The organism is Gemmatimonadaceae bacterium (assembly GCA_036504815.1).
GTDB lineage: Bacteria > Gemmatimonadota > Gemmatimonadetes > Gemmatimonadales > Gemmatimonadaceae > PNKL01.
Map to the genome: position 1 here is coordinate 43,598 of DASXUN010000019.1, position 14,283 is coordinate 57,880.

Here is a 14,283-nt window from a genome sequence, read left to right on the forward strand (position 1 = left end):
GGTGACGCTGCGCGCCGGCCCCGCCACGGATTTCGGCGCCAGACGCGCGACGGGCCCTATTCCCGGGGGGAACAGGGCCCGTCGGCTAGCTCAGAGCGGGCGATGGGACTCGAACCCACGACGTCCAGCTTGGGAAGCTGGCATTCTACCAACTGAATTACGCCCGCGTGGTATGGGATTATACCTGACTCCAATGATGGGGACAAGCTGGCGTCTGCCGGGGGCTTTCCCCCCTCGGTAAATGACCCTCCGCAGTCGTATTTTGCAGGCGCTCCCCGTGACTGTGCCTCTGCCCCTGAGATTTCCGTGACCCATCAACCCGCCGACTGGTGCGCTCGCGCCGTCTCGCCCGCCGATGCCCTGGCGCTCGTGACGAGCGGCATGAAGGTCTTTGTCCACGGCGCCTGCGCCACGCCAATGCCGCTGCTCGAAGCCCTCGCCTCGCGCGATGACCTCGAGAATATCAAGCTCTACCACCTCCACCTCGCGGGCCCCGCGCCCTGGCTCGAGGGCGACAAGTGGCAGCGCTTCCACTCCATCTCGCTCTTCACGGGCCCCGGATTGCGCGGCCCCATCGAGCACGGACACGCCGACTTCGTTCCGATCTTCCTCTCGGACGTCCCGTCGCTCTTCAGCTCGGCGCGCGTGGCGCTCGACGTCGCCATCGTGCAGCTGTCGCCGCCGGATGCCCACGGCCATTGCTCGCTGGGCACCTCGGTCGACACCGCCCGCGCCGCCGTGGATAGCGCGCGGTTCATCATCGCCGAGATCAACGAGCAGATGCCGCGGACGCACGGCAACACCAACGTGCCGTTCGACCGGATCGACGCCTTCATCTGCACCAATCGCCCGCTCCTGGACCATGCGGGCGGCGTCGAGAACGAGGTGGAAGGACGCATTGGCGAGATCATCGCCGGGCTCGTCGAGGACCGTTCCACCCTGCAGATGGGCATCGGCGCCATCCCGGACGCCGTCCTCAGCCGGCTGGGCGACAAACACGACCTCGGCGTCCACACCGAGATGTTCTCCGACCGGCTGGTCGACCTCATCGAGGCCGGCGTCGTCACGAACAAGTTCAAGCAGGTGCACCCCGGGCGCACCGTCACGTCGTTCATCAACGGCACCAAGCGCCTGTTCGACTTCGTGCATGACAACCTGGCGGTCGAGTTTCATCCGTGCGACCGCACCAACGACACCGCCGTCATCCGGCGCAATCCGCGCGTGGTCGCCATCAACAGCGCCATTCAGGTGGATCTCACCGGGCAGGTGGTCGCCGACTCGTTCGGCCACCGCATCTACTCCGGCATCGGCGGCCAGATGGACTTCATCCGTGGCGCCGCGCTCTCGCGCGGCGGCAAGGCGATCATCGCGCTGCCCAGCACCGGGAAGAGCGGCACCATCTCGCGCATCTGCACGGAGATCAACCCGGGTGCCGGCGTGGTGACCACCCGCGGACACGTGCACTGGGTCGTGACGGAGTACGGCGCGGTCAACCTGCACGGCTGCACGCTCCGTGAGCGCGGCGAGGCGTTGATCTCCATCGCGCACCCGGACTTCCGCGCCGAGCTGTCGAAGGACCTGAAGCGCCTGCGGCACTAGCGCGAGCTGCCGGGGACGCCGCGGCCGCCTGCTACGGGCGGCCGCGGTTTCTTTGTATCGCCGGTTTGCCTGGCTTCGCTGGTTTCGCCGGTTTCGCCCGTCGGTCGTACACCACCCGCATCACCAGCGACGTGAGCGCGTCGCAGATCGCCTCTTCCAGCGGATGGTCGAGGCCGTTGCGCAATCCGCTGTCCTCGAGCCCCACGTGCATCAGTTCGTGCCACAGCACCCGCCAGCGGGCTTCGCCATGCACGGTGCTGCGCAGGAAGATGGTGCGCTGCTCCGACACGAAGCACCCGAACAGCTCCTCGCCGGGGTCGGCGTACTGCGCAATCACCTTCGGGCTCACGACCTTCACGGCCACGTCGCCGCCGGGACACGGCAGGGTATCGGGAATCTTCGGCCAGCGACGCCGAGGCATCGGCACGGTTCTCGTGAAAGGGTGGCCCTTCTGCCTAGAACCTGCGTGGGCGCGGACCGTGCGGCCACCCCCCTCTTGACAGATTCACCCGACACATCTAGTGTATCGGTACACTAGCACACTATCCCCGTGTTTGATCGCATCGACTCCCGCAGTCCCATCCCCATCTACGCCCAGATCGCGGCCCGCGTCCGCGTGGCGGTCGGCGCCGGCGAGCTGAAAGCCGGCGATGGCCTCCCGTCGGTGCGCGCCCTCGCCTCTCGACTGCGCGTCAACCCCGCCACGGTCGTGCAAGCCTACCGCGAACTCGAAGCCGAAGGGCTGGTCCAGATGCGCCAGGGGGCCGGCACCTATGTCACCGACGTGACCCCGGAGCGGCGCGCCCGCGAACGCGCCGCCGATGCCCGCCGCCTGGTCCGCGACCTGCTCGCGGAGGCCGCCCGCCGCGGCATCACCGCTGCCGACCTCAAACACGCGCTCAACGACGAACTCGAGGAGACCACGCGATGAGCGACGCAATCGCGCTGAAGCACGTGGCCTACCGCCCCGCCAGGGAGTTCGCCATTCGCGACCTCACGATGACGGTTCCGACGGGCGCCATTTACGGCTTTCTCGGACCGAACGGTTCGGGCAAAACCACGACCATCAAGCTGATCCTCGGCATGCAGGAGGCCGACGACGGCCTCATCGAGGTGCTGGGGCACCAGATCCCGCAGGGCGCGCCGCAGGCGCTCGCCCGGCTGGGCTACGTCCCCGAACGGGTGCACCTGTATGCCTCGCTCACCATCGGCGAGATGATGGACCACCACCGCGCGTTCTATACGACGTGGGATCCGTCGCGCGCCGAGGAACTGCGGCGACAGTTTGCCCTCCGCTCGGAGCAGAAGATCGAGCGACTGTCCAAGGGCGAGGCCGGCAAGTTGATGATGCTCCTGGCCCTCGCCACCCAGCCGGAACTGCTGGTGCTGGATGAGCCCACCGACGGGCTCGATCCGGTGGTGCGGCGCGACGTGCTCGGCGCGCTCGTCGAGTATGTCTCGACGCGCAACGCCACCGTGCTGGTCTCCAGCCACCTCGTGCACGAGCAGGAACGCGTCTGCGACTGGGTGGGCGTGATGGACAATGGCGCGCTCGTCGCCGAAATGCCGATGAACACCTTCCGCAGCGGCATCAAGCGGCTGCGCGTCAGCGGCGCGCCGCCCGTGCTGCCGGCCGCGCCGTTCACGCTGCTGGGCCGCACGCCGACCGCTGGTTCCGAGGAGGAGTGGGGTGTGCGCGGGTGGCAGCCCCAGATGGCCGCGTGGCTCGCGGCGCAGGGGGCAACCCTGCGCGAGGTGATTGACCTGGATCTCGAGGAGAGCTTCGTGGAGCTGTTGAGCACCGCGCGCTCAGGGGGGACTGCCTGATGTTCCGCGCCGTTCTCTATACGCAGTGGAAGTGGACCCGGCCAGTCATCGTACTGGCGGTCCTCATCGCGGGCTACATCCCGGTGAACGCGATGCGCGCGATGCCGTACAAGTCGCTCGACACCTACCACATTCCGTCGCTGTACTACGGGATCGTGGGCGCGAGCGCCATGTACCAGTTGCTCGCGCTCGGATTGGCGGTGGTCGTGGCCATTGCCGCGTGGCAGGCCGACGCCAGCCGCCAGCACGTGTATGCCCTGTCGCTCCCCGTCCCTCGCTGGCGCTTTGTGCTGCTGCGATTCGTCGCTGGCGCCGCGTTGCTGGGCATCGTCGCGGTGTCCGTGGGACTGTTCGGCGGCATCGCCGCCGCCATCGCCCCGCTGCCGCCGATGCTGCATGCCTACCCGGTGGGTCTGGCGGTTCGATTCTGGCTCGGCGCGCTGGTGCCATTTGCCCTGGTCTTCGCGTTGCTCAGCAGCAACCCTCGCGTGGTGCGCCTGCTCGTGGCATCGGTGGCGGCCATTGCGGTCGTGGACTTGCTGCTCGCCGGCTTCGGCGCCACGGAAAAGCCGGTGGTGATGGGCTGGTTCTTCGACGCGATCTATTCCGATCGCGGCCCGCTCGCCGCCTTCCTCTCCAAGTGGATGCTCGTGGATGTCTAGCGGTCGCGTTCGCGCGGCCTGCGCCGCGCTCTGCCTTGTATCGCTCGTCCGGGCGCCGGCGCTGGCCGCGCAAGGCGACTCGCTGCTGGTACGGCGCGACGCGCTGCGCGCCCGTGCCGAGTCGCTGGCGGCGCGGGTAGCTCAGATCGAGGCGGCTACGCGAGATTCCGGGTTGGTGGTCACCGTGCAGGCGATGGGCTACACGCTGCGCACCACCACCACGTTGCAGCCGGTCGCGAGCGCGGCGCTGGCCCAAGCCGCTGGCTCCGCGCGAGAGTTGCTGGGCAGCGAGGCCGACTCGCTGACCCGGCGCGTGCACTTCACGCTCCGTGAGAGCTGGTCGCTCTACCGCACGTCGCTGCTTCCGTTTTCGCGTCCGACAGTGGCAACTACCAAGGGCCGCCTCGCGCAGGTCTCGCTCGAAGCGACCATGGATGCGCGCGGCGTCGCCGGCACGACGCTCCCGTATCCGGTGGACCGCGACGAATTGGCGGCCGGCATTCTCAATGTGCTCGAGCGCGCCGTCGCGCTGCGGCTCCCCGATCCGGTGGCGCCGTGGCTCAACACGCGCGTGCCGCTCCGCGCGACGATGTCGTCGGTGAGCGCCGAACTGTATCGCGCCCTCGCTACGGCCGACGCCGCTGTCGTGCGTCGGTGCGTGGCCGGCGATCGCCGCGCGTGTCGCTCCGGCTTCGCGCTCGACTCGATGCCGGCCGATCGCATCGGGGCCTGGTACGACGACTCTGACCTGCCGACCCTCGCGCGCACGGCTGGCGACGCGATGCAGCGGTCGTGGATGTACCAGCACCTCAGCCGCGACGAACAGGATGCGTGCGTGGGGGAGCGCCGTCCGGAGGCGTGCCGCCATATGCTCTCGCTCATTCCGCCCGAGGCATTCCGCATCCCCATGCCCGACGCCGCACGCGCGTCGCTGGCGCGACTCGCCATGGAGATTGGCGGACCGCAGGCGGTGTCGCGGTTGCGCACGAGTTCCGCTGCCACCGTCGGCGGCCAGCTCGCCGCGGCGGCGGAAATCCCGGCGGACGAACTCCTCGGCCGCTGGATGCAGCAGGTGATTGCGGCGCGGCCCCACTCGCCGCTCCCCGGCGTGGTCTTCGTGGTCGCGAGCCTCGCGTGCATCGGCGTCTGCCTCGGCTGGGCGATGAGGAGCGCACCATGGAGATGACCGTCCGCCGCGCCGCGGGGATCGCCGTGGCTGCCTTCGCGCTGTTGCTCCTGGCTTGGCCGCCGCGCCCCGCCGGTCCGTCCTATGGCACGCAGGTGCGACGCCTGACGAGTGCGGTGGATCGCGTGCGTCTTGCCAATGTCTCCACCCGCGACACCCTGCGCGCCGTGGAGAGCGCCTTCTGGTCGCGCCAGGTGCGCGATTCCGTGCAGCGGGTGATCCGCGGGTGGCCGGGCGCGGACCGCAACCGAATCGTCGTGGATGCGCGCGTGCCCGGTTCGCTGCAGCGACATATCGCGGCCAACTACACCGTCACCCACGCGTCCCTGCCTCGACTGATCGCACACCCGGTCCTCGTGGTCGTGGACACCGGCCGAGCGTACCGCCTGCGCAGTACGCTTTCGATCGAGGGCGGCGACGCCGCCGCGCCGTACTGCGCCATCGTGGTTCGCGTGCGGGTCAGCGACGAAGCGCTCAGCGACCCGGCGCGCATGGCGCGCGACGTGCAGCGCGCGCTCGGCACGAACTTTCCGCAGGCCAGACACCTTGGGCTGTGCGGTTTCGAATCCGCCTTCGGCCTCCCGTCGCCCGCCATGCGGCGCTGGTTGATCGAGCGCGAATACAGGCCGGTGGGTGGCGGTTACGATCCGCAGCGCCCGCCGCTCCTGATGCGCCAGTTGAGCGATTACATCAACCCGTATTTCGGGTCGCGCAGCGACAACGGCGCGCTCTTCCTACGCGCGCGCGGGTGTGCGGCCGGACGCGAGGAGCAGTGCCTCGACGTGCTGGCGCCGGTGAGCGATCGTCCCCTGGGCGTGGTGACCGACGTCGCCTCCGACTGGCGCTGGTTCGGATGGTACTGGCAGGGCTCGTACGACTTGATGAATGCACTGGCCACGAGCCTGGGGACCGACCGCTTCGCCGTGTTGTGGCGCGGCAACGCGGCGCCGCCTGAAGCCTACCGTCAGCTTACCGGCGTTCCCGTCGACTCGCTCGCCCGCCGCGTCCTGATGGGCAAGGTGCCGCCAATGCGCGCCGGTGCATCCGTCAGTGTCATCGAGTTCGTCATTACGCTCCTCATCGCCGCCGCGTTCGCCGGTCTTGCGACCCTGTCGCATCCGCGCCGTCGGCGCTGACCCTACTCACTCGAGGTTGTCCATGTTGACCCGACGTTCACTCGGTGCGGCTGCCTTCTGCTGCGCATCGGCCACGCTCTCCGCACAGCAGCCCGCTGGAACCGCCGCGCCGCAACCCGCTGCGCAGCAACCCGCCGCGCCGACCGGTCCCTCACCGCTGGTCACGTTGCGCTCCACCCTGCGACAACTGGTGACCAGCCAGGAGGCGTACTTCGCCGATCACGGGACGTACGCAACGGATCTCGCGGCGCTCAAGGCCGCCGGCTTCCGGTCGCCGACGAAAGCGACGCTCACACTGCTCGAGTCCAAGGCCACGGGATGGTCGGCTTCGGCGACCCACGCCGGTGTCGCGGGGGCAACCTGCGTGATCTGGGTCGGACGGCCGAGTGACGTCAAACCGCCGAAAACCGCGCGCGAAGGGCGCGCCGGGCGCGAAGGCGAGCCGACGTGCGACGAGGCGATGGCCGCGGTCGAGAACCAGCAGATCGCCGAGATGAAGAGTGCGCTGCGCAACCTGGTGGTCGCCGAGGAGAAGCACTGGGCGGAGCACGGCACCTATACCACGGACGGCTCCCTCCTCGGCCTCTACCCGCCCCCGAAGGGGACCCGCCCGGCGTTCGCCCCGCAGGTCATTTTCGCCGGTAGCCGCGGGTGGAGCGGCATCGTGGTGCATCGCCGCCTGGGCAAGAGCTGCGTCATCTACGTGGGCAGCCCGGACGAACTGCCGTTCGTTCCGCGAACCGAGCGCGAGCGCGTCGTCGCATCTAGGGAGGGCGAGCCGGCCTGCGAGCGCCCGTAGCGCTATCGCACCGTCTGTCGGCGACTTACGGGCCACGGCGGCCCTGGCGACTGACACCCCGCCGAGCGAGGTGTCAGTCGCCGTCCTACATCGGCACCGTCACATCTGGCGCGTTTCCGCCTGCAAGCGTAAAGTGGTGAAGTTTGCCCCCCTTTTTCCGTAGAGGCCCTCATGCCCCCCATGCTCGGCGCTTTTTCGCATCGTCGCACGTTTGTGGCCCGTCTTGCCGCCGGTCTCGCCGCGGCCGGAACCGCCATCGTCGCCGGATCCGCACCGGCCTTCGCCGAACCCTCTCCGAAGGATTTTCGGGCCGCGCGGCATCCGCAGGATGACTGGATGGACGGGCTTCCTGGCAAGCATCGCCTCTTCCTCGACGCCATCTCACCGCAAGGCGCGGCGGAGGCCATCTCGTTTGCCTCGAACTTCGCATTGGCAAACAAGAACGGGTACGGGCTCGAGGCGGCCGACCTAGCGATCCTGATCGGCTATCGCCATTTCGCCACGCCGTTCGCCTTCAACGATTCCGTCTGGGCGAAATACGGCACGTTCTGGGGCGGCGTGATCAACTTCAAGGACCCCGCCACCGGCGCGGCGCCCCAGCGCAACGCCTGGAACACGAAGGGGCTCCCCGGAATGCAGCCCAATCGCGGCGTGACGGTCGAGGAGGCAGCCGCGCGCGGCTACCAGTTTGCCGTCTGCGACCTCGCGACGCGCGTCTTTTCCGACTTCACCGCCAAGGGTGTGGGCGGCAAGGCCGACGAGATCTACGCCGAACTCCGCGCCAGCGCCCTCCCAAACACGCACTTCGTCCCGGCCGGCATCGTGGCGGTCGGGCGGGCGCAGGAGCGGGGGTACGCGTTTAGTTACGTCGGCTAGCGACAACGATTGAGGATGTGGAATCCGGAACTGGATTCAGGATTGCGATGGAGGACGGCGATGGGCGATTCTTGCTGGGAATCGGCATTCGCTATCCGGATTCGTTATCCTCCATCGCGATCCGGATTCCAAATCCTCAATCGGGGTTTCCATGCGTCGTCGCACCTTCCTCACCGCCACCTCGCTCGGCGCCGCCTCTCTCGTCTCGCCGCCCCGAACGCTCGCGCAGGCGACGCAGGCCACCGCCCCGGACAGCCGTGACCTCCCCCGCTACGCCCAGGATGCCTGGTTCGACAAGGTCCCGGGGAAGCATCGGCTTTTCCTTGACGCGACCGAGATCGCCGAGGCGGCCGCGGCGCTGGGCTTCGGGTGGAACTTCCTGCGCACCAGCCAGTCGGGATACAACCTGAAGGACGCCGATCAGGCCGTCATCATCTGCCTGCGCCACAACGCGACGGACGTCGCGTTCTCCAATGAGGTCTGGCAGAAGTACGACGTGCTGCGCAACCAGAAGTACGAGCATCCCGCGACCGGCAGGAAGGTGAAGGGCGGCAATCTGTTCCGGCCGGGTTCGACCAGGCCCAAGTCGAACCCCGATTCCTTCACCTTCGACGGTCTCGCCCGCCGCGGCGTGCACTTCGCCATCTGCGGCGTCGCCACCCGCGGCCTCGCCGGGATGATCGCCGGTGCGAAGGCGAGCCACGACGACGTGGAAGCGGTGATGGATGAACTCGTGAAGTCGCTGCCGGCCAACGCGCACGTGACGGCCTCCGGCATCCTCGCCGCGCAGCGGGCGGGTGAATACGGATACACCGTATTGCGCGCCTGAACGGTGTCAGACCCTCTCTGACACGCGCCATCGGAGCAGGAAACTTCCCCTCCGGGCACGGGTAGAGAACCTGTCGCTGCGAAGTGGCAGCGATCAACACCGTCAGAACTCCGGGCCGAGTGGCCCGGCCAAAGCGAAGGCAGGTGACAGTCAGCGACACGTGTCGCACCTGACCGGCCATCGTCGCGCGAAAGCAGCATCGCGCGATTGTCCAGCAACCGGGAGTCCGACTATGTCAACCCACGCGTTTCGAAGAACTGTAGTGACCATTGCCGTGCTCGGCACGGTGTCGGCGATCGCGGCCTGTTCGTCCGACTCCACCGGGCCGTCGCGCGGCACCATCGCCGTGAAGCTCACGGACGCGCCGTTTCCGCTCGACTCGTTGAGCAGCGTCAACGTGTTTGTCGTGCGCGTCGACGCACGGACCGCGGCGGCCGACTCCGCCGCCGCCGCGCAGGGCGCCGGCAGCGACAGCGCCCACGTCAATGGATGGACCACGCTGGCCACTCCGAACGCCAGCGTCAACCTCCTGGCGTACCAGAACGGCACGACACTCGGCCTCGGCCACGCCAACGTCGCGACGGGTTCCTATCAGGGATTCCGGCTCGTGATCGATCCTTCCAAGTCGAACGTGACCCTCAAGTCGGGCCTGGTCCTCACTGGATCGAGCACGCCGAACATCGCCTTCCCGAGCGGCGCCACGGCCGGACTCAAGATCGCGCTCGCCGCGCCCGTGGTCGTGACGGCCGGCGACACCACCACGATGGTGGTGGACTTCAACGTCGCGAGCAGCTTCGTGATGCGCGGCAACTCGCTCTCGCAGAACGGCCTGTTGTTCAAGCCCGTGATCACCGCGACCGTGAAGTAGACGGCCGTCGGCGCCACGAGGAGTCTCCTCCGTGGCCGCAGCGCACAACCGCAACGCACGAGGCCCCGGCGGATACACCCGCCGGGGCCTCGTCGCAATCGCCAATCGTCATCCGGAATCGCCATCCTCAATCCCGTTCCGAATTCCCAGTCCTAAATCATCACGGCACCACCCGTGGCCCCTGCGGCGTGATCACATGCGGCGTCCCCTTCAGCATGTCATTGATCTTCCCCACGCGATCCTTGATGGCCGCGTCGAGGCGCGCCTGCGCCGTATCCGATTCGGTGCGGAGCTCGCCCGCGCGCACCCTCTCGCCCTCGGTGATCGGCCACTGCGGACGCGAGACCATTCCGCCGACGGTCTGCACTTCTTCACGCAGCCGTGGGTATTGCCGGTACCCCAGTCCGGCGAGCGGACGGGCCAGCACGGAGTCTCGGAATTGACGGAGATCCTTGAGCGTGCCGTCAATCTCCGCCAGCACCGCCGCATTGTCGCGCGCGTCGCGCCGCAGGGTGGTCTGCGTGTTCGTGAGTTGCGTGATCAGGTCGTCGGTGCTTGCGATGACGCGCGTCACGCGCTGCGTCAGCGCCTGGAGCTGGAGCGCCGCGTCGTGCTGCGCCGTCACCTGCGCCGGCGTCATCTCCACGCGCGGGTCGTTCTGGATGGTCACCGGCCTGGTGTACTTCTTGCCGCCGACAATCAGTGACACTTGGTAGGTCCCCGGCAGGACCGCGACGCCACCGCCGCCGAAGAAGCCGCCTCCGCCTCCCGCCTCGGGCTCGCGTCCAGCCGCGGCCCGCCGCTGTTCGCGCAGGGCGGCCAGCGAGGTGTCCGGCGCAGCGCCTGCGGCCGCGCCACCCGGGCCAGCCGCCCCGCCGGGCCCGCGTCCACCACCGCGTCCGCCAAAGCCGTCCCCCACGGTGTCGTAGCGGCCATCCCACGTGATCCGGTTCACCCCCGCCTCATCCATCACCCGATTGAAGCGCCGCACCACGCGGCCGCTCGCGTCGGCAATCTCGATATTCACCTCGCCCGCCGGCTGTTCCCTCAGGTAGTACGAGATGATCGCGCCATTGGGCGGGTTGTCTCCCGCCCACTTGCGCTGCCCAAGGTTGCCGTCCTTGCTCCAGAGATTCCAGCGAGTCGCCGGCCGGATGTCGAACAGTTCAGCTTCCTGTGCCCGTGCCTGTGTCTCCGCGATGCCTTGGATCGCGGTCAGGTCATCCAGGATGTACAGGCCGCGCCCATGCGTGGCGACCAGCAGGTCGTTGTCGCGCGGGTGCACCTGGATGTCACGCACGGGCGTCACCGGCAGGTCGCCGCGCAGCGACACCCAATGCGCTCCGCGATCCCACGACGCCCAGATGCCGGCCTCAGTGCCGACGTACAGCAGGTTCCGGTTCTTGGGATCCTCGCGCACGACGTGCGTCCACCAGGCCTTGTCCGGCAGGTCGCCGCGGATGCTCTTCCACGTCTTGCCGAAGTCCGTCGTCACGTAGACGTACGGCGCGTAGTCGTCATCCTGGTGATGGTCGGCCGTCACGTACGCGGTGCCGACGTCGAAGTGCGACGCTTCCACCGTCGCGATCCACGCGTTGGGCTTGAGCCCCGGCACGTTCACGAAGACGTTGGTCCACGAGTGGCCGCCGTCCCGCGTCACCTGCACGTTGCCGTCGTCCGAGCCCGTCCAGATCACGTTGCTGTCGAGCGGACTCGGCGCGATGCTCAGCAGTGTGCTGTGAAACTCGGCGGCGGTGTTGTCCACGACGATCTCGCCGCCGCTGGACTGCTGCTTCCTGGGGTCGTTGGTCGTGAGATCGGGGGAGATGACGTCCCACTTCAGGCCGTAGTTGGTCGACTTGAAGAGCACGTTGCCGCCGAAGTACGCCACCGCCGGGTTCTGCGGCGAGAGGGCGATCGGCGAATTCCAGTTGAAGCGATCCTTGTGCCCGATCATCGCGTCACCCACCGAGCCGACACGATTCGGATACGGATAGATGGTCTTCTGCGCACCGCTGCGCGTGTCGGTGATGTTGAGCATCCCGCCCTGCGAATTGCTGAACACCAGCCACGGCTTGTCCAGCACCGGCACGGTGAAGAAGCCGTCGCCGCCCGACACCGTATACCAGTCGTCGGTGCGGATGCCCTGCCCGCTCAGTGAATTGCTCGCGCCGCACCAGTTGCCATTGTCCTGCAACCCGCCGCAGACGCGATAGGGCGTCTGCAAGTCGTAGTTGATGTGATAGAACTGCGTGAACGGGAAGGTGTTGACGACGTCCCAGTTCTTGCCGCCATCGCGGCTCACCTGCCAGCCCCCGTCGCTGCCGCTCAGGATGTAGCGCGGATCGACGGGGTCGATCCACATCGCCTGATGGTCGCCGTGCACGTCGCGCGCGATGGTGCGGAAGTTCAGCCCGCCGTCCTCGGAGAAGTAGAGGCCGCCCGAGAGGGCGAAGACGCGGTTGGGGTTCCTGGGGTCGACGCGGATGTCGGCGTAGTAGAAGGGCCGGAAGTTGATGTTGGGATCGCGGTTCACCGTGCGCCAGGTCTTGCCGCCGTCTTCGGTGCGCCACAGCTCGCCCTCGTCCTTCGTCTCGCTGATCACGTACACGATGTCCGGGTCGCTCGGCGCCACCGCTACGCCAATCCGGTCCATCGCCTTGCGGGGGAGGCCGTTCAGCTTGTCAGGGCCGGACAGCTTCTCCCAGGTGGCGCCGCCGTTCACCGACTTGTAGACCGCCGTATTGCCGGCGCCTGACTCCAGGTGCCACGCCCATCGCCGGTACGTGTACATCCCCGCGTAGACGATGTTGCTGTTGGCCGGATCCGCCGAGATGTCCGAGCACGAGGTCTGCGGATCCACGTAGAGCACCTTCTTCCAGTTCGCCCCGCCGTCCGTGGTCTTGTAGACCCCGCGATCCTCGTTGGCTCCCCACTCGCGGCCGAGAACGCAGGCGTAGACGATGTCCGGATTCCTCGCGTCCACGACGAGGCGCGCAATCTTGTCGGACTTCTCCAGCCCGATGTGCGTCCAGTGATCGCCCCCGTCGATGGACTTGTACATCCCGTCGCCCACCGACGCGTTGTTGCGAGGGTTCCCCTCTCCCGTGCCCACGTAGATGACGTTCTTGTCGCTCGGCGCGATGGCGATGGCGCCGATGGAGCCCGCCCCCGCCTTGTCGAAGATGGGCGTGAAGGTTGTTCCGCCATTCGTCGTCTTGATGATCCCGCCGTTCGCACCCGCCACGTAGTACGTGAGCGGGTCGCCCGGGACGCCGACGATCTCCGAGATGCGGCCGGCGTTGTTGGTCGGACCCACCGAGCGCCACGTGATGCGCTGCAGCAGCGCCGCATAGTCGGGCGCCGGTATGGCGGCCGCGACCGCTCCGGCCTTGCCTCCGCGAGATGGCTGCTGTGCGGAAAGGATGCCGGCACTCGCCACGGCGAATGCAGCGACACGGACGATCGAACGTTTGCTCGAAGGCGACATGGGAGCGTCGGGGCTGAGGTATACACGGCCAGGAGGAGGGCGCGACCCGGTCACCGGCCGGCCGAAGCCGCAGTGACGGGACGCCTCAAGTCTTACGGCGAAAGGCCCCAGAGCGCTACCGGAATCCGTCGCGCGTCCAGACCAGCACCACGCCGCACCCCGAGTTCAGCGCGGCGTACTGCGCCGGAACCGTGGCGGAGCCGGCGTACACCTCGATGCCGGCAATCTCTCGCGGCGGCGGCATCAGGTTCAGGTTGAAGGGCTTTGGCATTTGCACGCCGTCGGTCAGCACGGTCATCGCGCATTCGCCCTGCATGACGCCGCCGCCGCGCTTGCCCAGCGCGAAATACTCGGCCATCGGCCCCTTCGTATAGCTCGGCGACACGTTGATGGTCCGGAAGCTCCGCAACAGGTCCTTCACCTCGAGCGCCGCACGCCGCTCGATGTCGTCCTGTGTCATGAACTCGCCGAGCCCCAGCTTGCGACGGGCGTCGAACTCCCGCATCCGCGGCGACTGCCGGCGTTCGGTGACGACCACCGTGTCGAGGGATTGCGGCGCGCGCTCGAGCGCAAAGGTGAGCCGCAAGGTGTCGTTGGGAATCACCTCGACAAGGTCGGTAAGCGGCCGGTAGCCGACGCGCCGGACGATGAGCAGGTAGCCGCCCGCCGGGGTGCCGAGCACCCGGAAGCGCCCGTTCTCCCGCGTGCGAACCCGGACCTGCGAGCGCAACACCGTCACCTCGGCGCCGGCGAGGGGGACGAGGTTGGTATCGGTGACCAGCCCGTCAATCACTCCCAGTGGCGCCTGGCGCAGGGTGTCGCGCGTGGCGGGCATGCCGGGCAACGTCGACTGGACGCGCTGCCCAGCAGCGCACACGGACGTCATCGAGAGCACCGCGACGACGCGCAGACACTGTCGGAGACTGGTCATCGCTGGAATGATAATACGGCGCGCGCGCGGCGGGGGCGCCCACCGGACGCCCCCGCCGCCAGCCATCGAGACTTCTCCAG

At 68.1% G+C, this 14,283-nt stretch carries 13 protein-coding genes and 1 tRNA gene; 10 read left to right on the forward strand and 4 right to left on the reverse strand.

The genetic code is table 11. From position 1 onward, the window contains the following. Positions 1–94: 94 nt before the first annotated feature. A tRNA-Gly gene (locus VGJ96_08835) sits at positions 95–167 on the reverse strand. Between the two features lie 139 nt (positions 168–306). On the opposite strand from VGJ96_08835, the gene VGJ96_08840 reads away from it, so the two are divergent. Beyond that, positions 307–1,599, forward strand: coding sequence for an acetyl-CoA hydrolase/transferase C-terminal domain-containing protein (locus VGJ96_08840; GenBank protein ID HEY3287211.1), 1,293 nt, complete (start codon positions 307–309; stop codon positions 1,597–1,599). 31 nt (positions 1,600–1,630) lie between these two features. Here the strand turns inward: VGJ96_08840 and VGJ96_08845 are convergent, their stop codons facing one another. Further along, complete coding sequence (locus VGJ96_08845) at positions 1,631–2,020, reverse strand: hypothetical protein (GenBank protein HEY3287212.1); 390 nt, start codon at positions 2,018–2,020, stop codon at positions 1,631–1,633. 129 nt (positions 2,021–2,149) lie between these two features. On the opposite strand from VGJ96_08845, the gene VGJ96_08850 reads away from it, so the two are divergent. The 9 genes from VGJ96_08850 to VGJ96_08890 all read left to right on the forward strand — a co-directional run bounded on the left by VGJ96_08850 (position 2,150) and on the right by VGJ96_08890 (position 9,782). After that, on the forward strand, positions 2,150–2,530 hold the full coding sequence (locus tag VGJ96_08850; protein HEY3287213.1) for a GntR family transcriptional regulator: 381 nt from the start codon (positions 2,150–2,152) through the stop codon (positions 2,528–2,530). Then, on the forward strand, positions 2,527–3,426 hold the full coding sequence (locus VGJ96_08855; GenBank protein ID HEY3287214.1) for an ABC transporter ATP-binding protein: 900 nt from the start codon (positions 2,527–2,529) through the stop codon (positions 3,424–3,426). The genes VGJ96_08850 and VGJ96_08855 overlap by 4 nt, the downstream gene beginning before the upstream one ends. Then, the gene (locus VGJ96_08860) at positions 3,426–4,088 is read left to right on the forward strand and encodes a hypothetical protein (GenBank protein ID HEY3287215.1); all 663 of its coding nucleotides are present in this window, start codon (positions 3,426–3,428) and stop codon (positions 4,086–4,088) included. Before VGJ96_08855 ends, VGJ96_08860 begins: the two co-directional genes overlap by 1 nt. Next, positions 4,081–5,274 carry a hypothetical protein gene (locus VGJ96_08865; GenBank protein HEY3287216.1) on the forward strand — a complete coding sequence of 398 codons (1,194 nt, stop codon included), beginning with the start codon at positions 4,081–4,083 and terminating at the stop codon, positions 5,272–5,274. The genes VGJ96_08860 and VGJ96_08865 overlap by 8 nt, the downstream gene beginning before the upstream one ends. Then, a complete protein-coding gene (locus tag VGJ96_08870) occupies positions 5,265–6,410 on the forward strand; it encodes a hypothetical protein (protein ID HEY3287217.1) in 1,146 nt (381 codons plus the stop codon). The genes VGJ96_08865 and VGJ96_08870 overlap by 10 nt, the downstream gene beginning before the upstream one ends. Before the next feature lie 22 nt (positions 6,411–6,432). Further along, positions 6,433–7,209, forward strand: a complete 777-nt coding sequence (locus VGJ96_08875; protein HEY3287218.1) for a hypothetical protein — start codon at positions 6,433–6,435, stop codon at positions 7,207–7,209. 171 nt (positions 7,210–7,380) lie between these two features. Then, positions 7,381–8,085 (forward strand): hypothetical protein, encoded by a 705-nt coding sequence (locus VGJ96_08880; GenBank protein HEY3287219.1) that lies wholly within the window; start codon positions 7,381–7,383, stop codon positions 8,083–8,085. Between the two features lie 151 nt (positions 8,086–8,236). Then, positions 8,237–8,914, forward strand: a complete 678-nt coding sequence (locus VGJ96_08885; protein ID HEY3287220.1) for a hypothetical protein — start codon at positions 8,237–8,239, stop codon at positions 8,912–8,914. A gap of 262 nt (positions 8,915–9,176) precedes the next feature. Beyond that, positions 9,177–9,782 carry a DUF4382 domain-containing protein gene (locus tag VGJ96_08890; protein ID HEY3287221.1) on the forward strand — a complete coding sequence of 202 codons (606 nt, stop codon included), beginning with the start codon at positions 9,177–9,179 and terminating at the stop codon, positions 9,780–9,782. Positions 9,783–9,942: 160 nt separating this feature from the next. Here the strand turns inward: VGJ96_08890 and VGJ96_08895 are convergent, their stop codons facing one another. Then, a complete protein-coding gene (locus tag VGJ96_08895) occupies positions 9,943–13,272 on the reverse strand; it encodes a FlgD immunoglobulin-like domain containing protein (protein ID HEY3287222.1) in 3,330 nt (1,109 codons plus the stop codon). Positions 13,273–13,387: 115 nt separating this feature from the next. Then, a complete protein-coding gene (locus VGJ96_08900; GenBank protein HEY3287223.1) occupies positions 13,388–14,203 on the reverse strand; it encodes a carboxypeptidase regulatory-like domain-containing protein in 816 nt (271 codons plus the stop codon). Positions 14,204–14,283: the final 80 nt, after the last annotated feature.

Excerpts from the sequence above, each read along its gene's own strand:
- VGJ96_08845 (HEY3287212.1), bottom strand. The coding sequence starts at position 2,020 with ATGCCTCGGCGTCGCTGGCCGAAGATTCCCGATACCCTGCCGTGTCCC.
- VGJ96_08855 (HEY3287214.1), top strand. The coding sequence starts at position 2,527 with ATGAGCGACGCAATCGCGCTGAAGCACGTGGCCTACCGCCCCGCCAGG.
- VGJ96_08860 (HEY3287215.1), top strand. The coding sequence starts at position 3,426 with ATGTTCCGCGCCGTTCTCTATACGCAGTGGAAGTGGACCCGGCCAGTC.
- VGJ96_08865 (HEY3287216.1), top strand. The coding sequence starts at position 4,081 with ATGTCTAGCGGTCGCGTTCGCGCGGCCTGCGCCGCGCTCTGCCTTGTA.
- VGJ96_08870 (HEY3287217.1), top strand. The coding sequence starts at position 5,265 with ATGGAGATGACCGTCCGCCGCGCCGCGGGGATCGCCGTGGCTGCCTTC.
- VGJ96_08875 (HEY3287218.1), top strand. The coding sequence starts at position 6,433 with ATGTTGACCCGACGTTCACTCGGTGCGGCTGCCTTCTGCTGCGCATCG.
- VGJ96_08880 (HEY3287219.1), top strand. The coding sequence starts at position 7,381 with ATGCCCCCCATGCTCGGCGCTTTTTCGCATCGTCGCACGTTTGTGGCC.
- VGJ96_08885 (HEY3287220.1), top strand. The coding sequence starts at position 8,237 with ATGCGTCGTCGCACCTTCCTCACCGCCACCTCGCTCGGCGCCGCCTCT.
- VGJ96_08895 (HEY3287222.1), bottom strand. The coding sequence starts at position 13,272 with ATGTCGCCTTCGAGCAAACGTTCGATCGTCCGTGTCGCTGCATTCGCC.
- VGJ96_08900 (HEY3287223.1), bottom strand. The coding sequence starts at position 14,203 with ATGACCAGTCTCCGACAGTGTCTGCGCGTCGTCGCGGTGCTCTCGATG.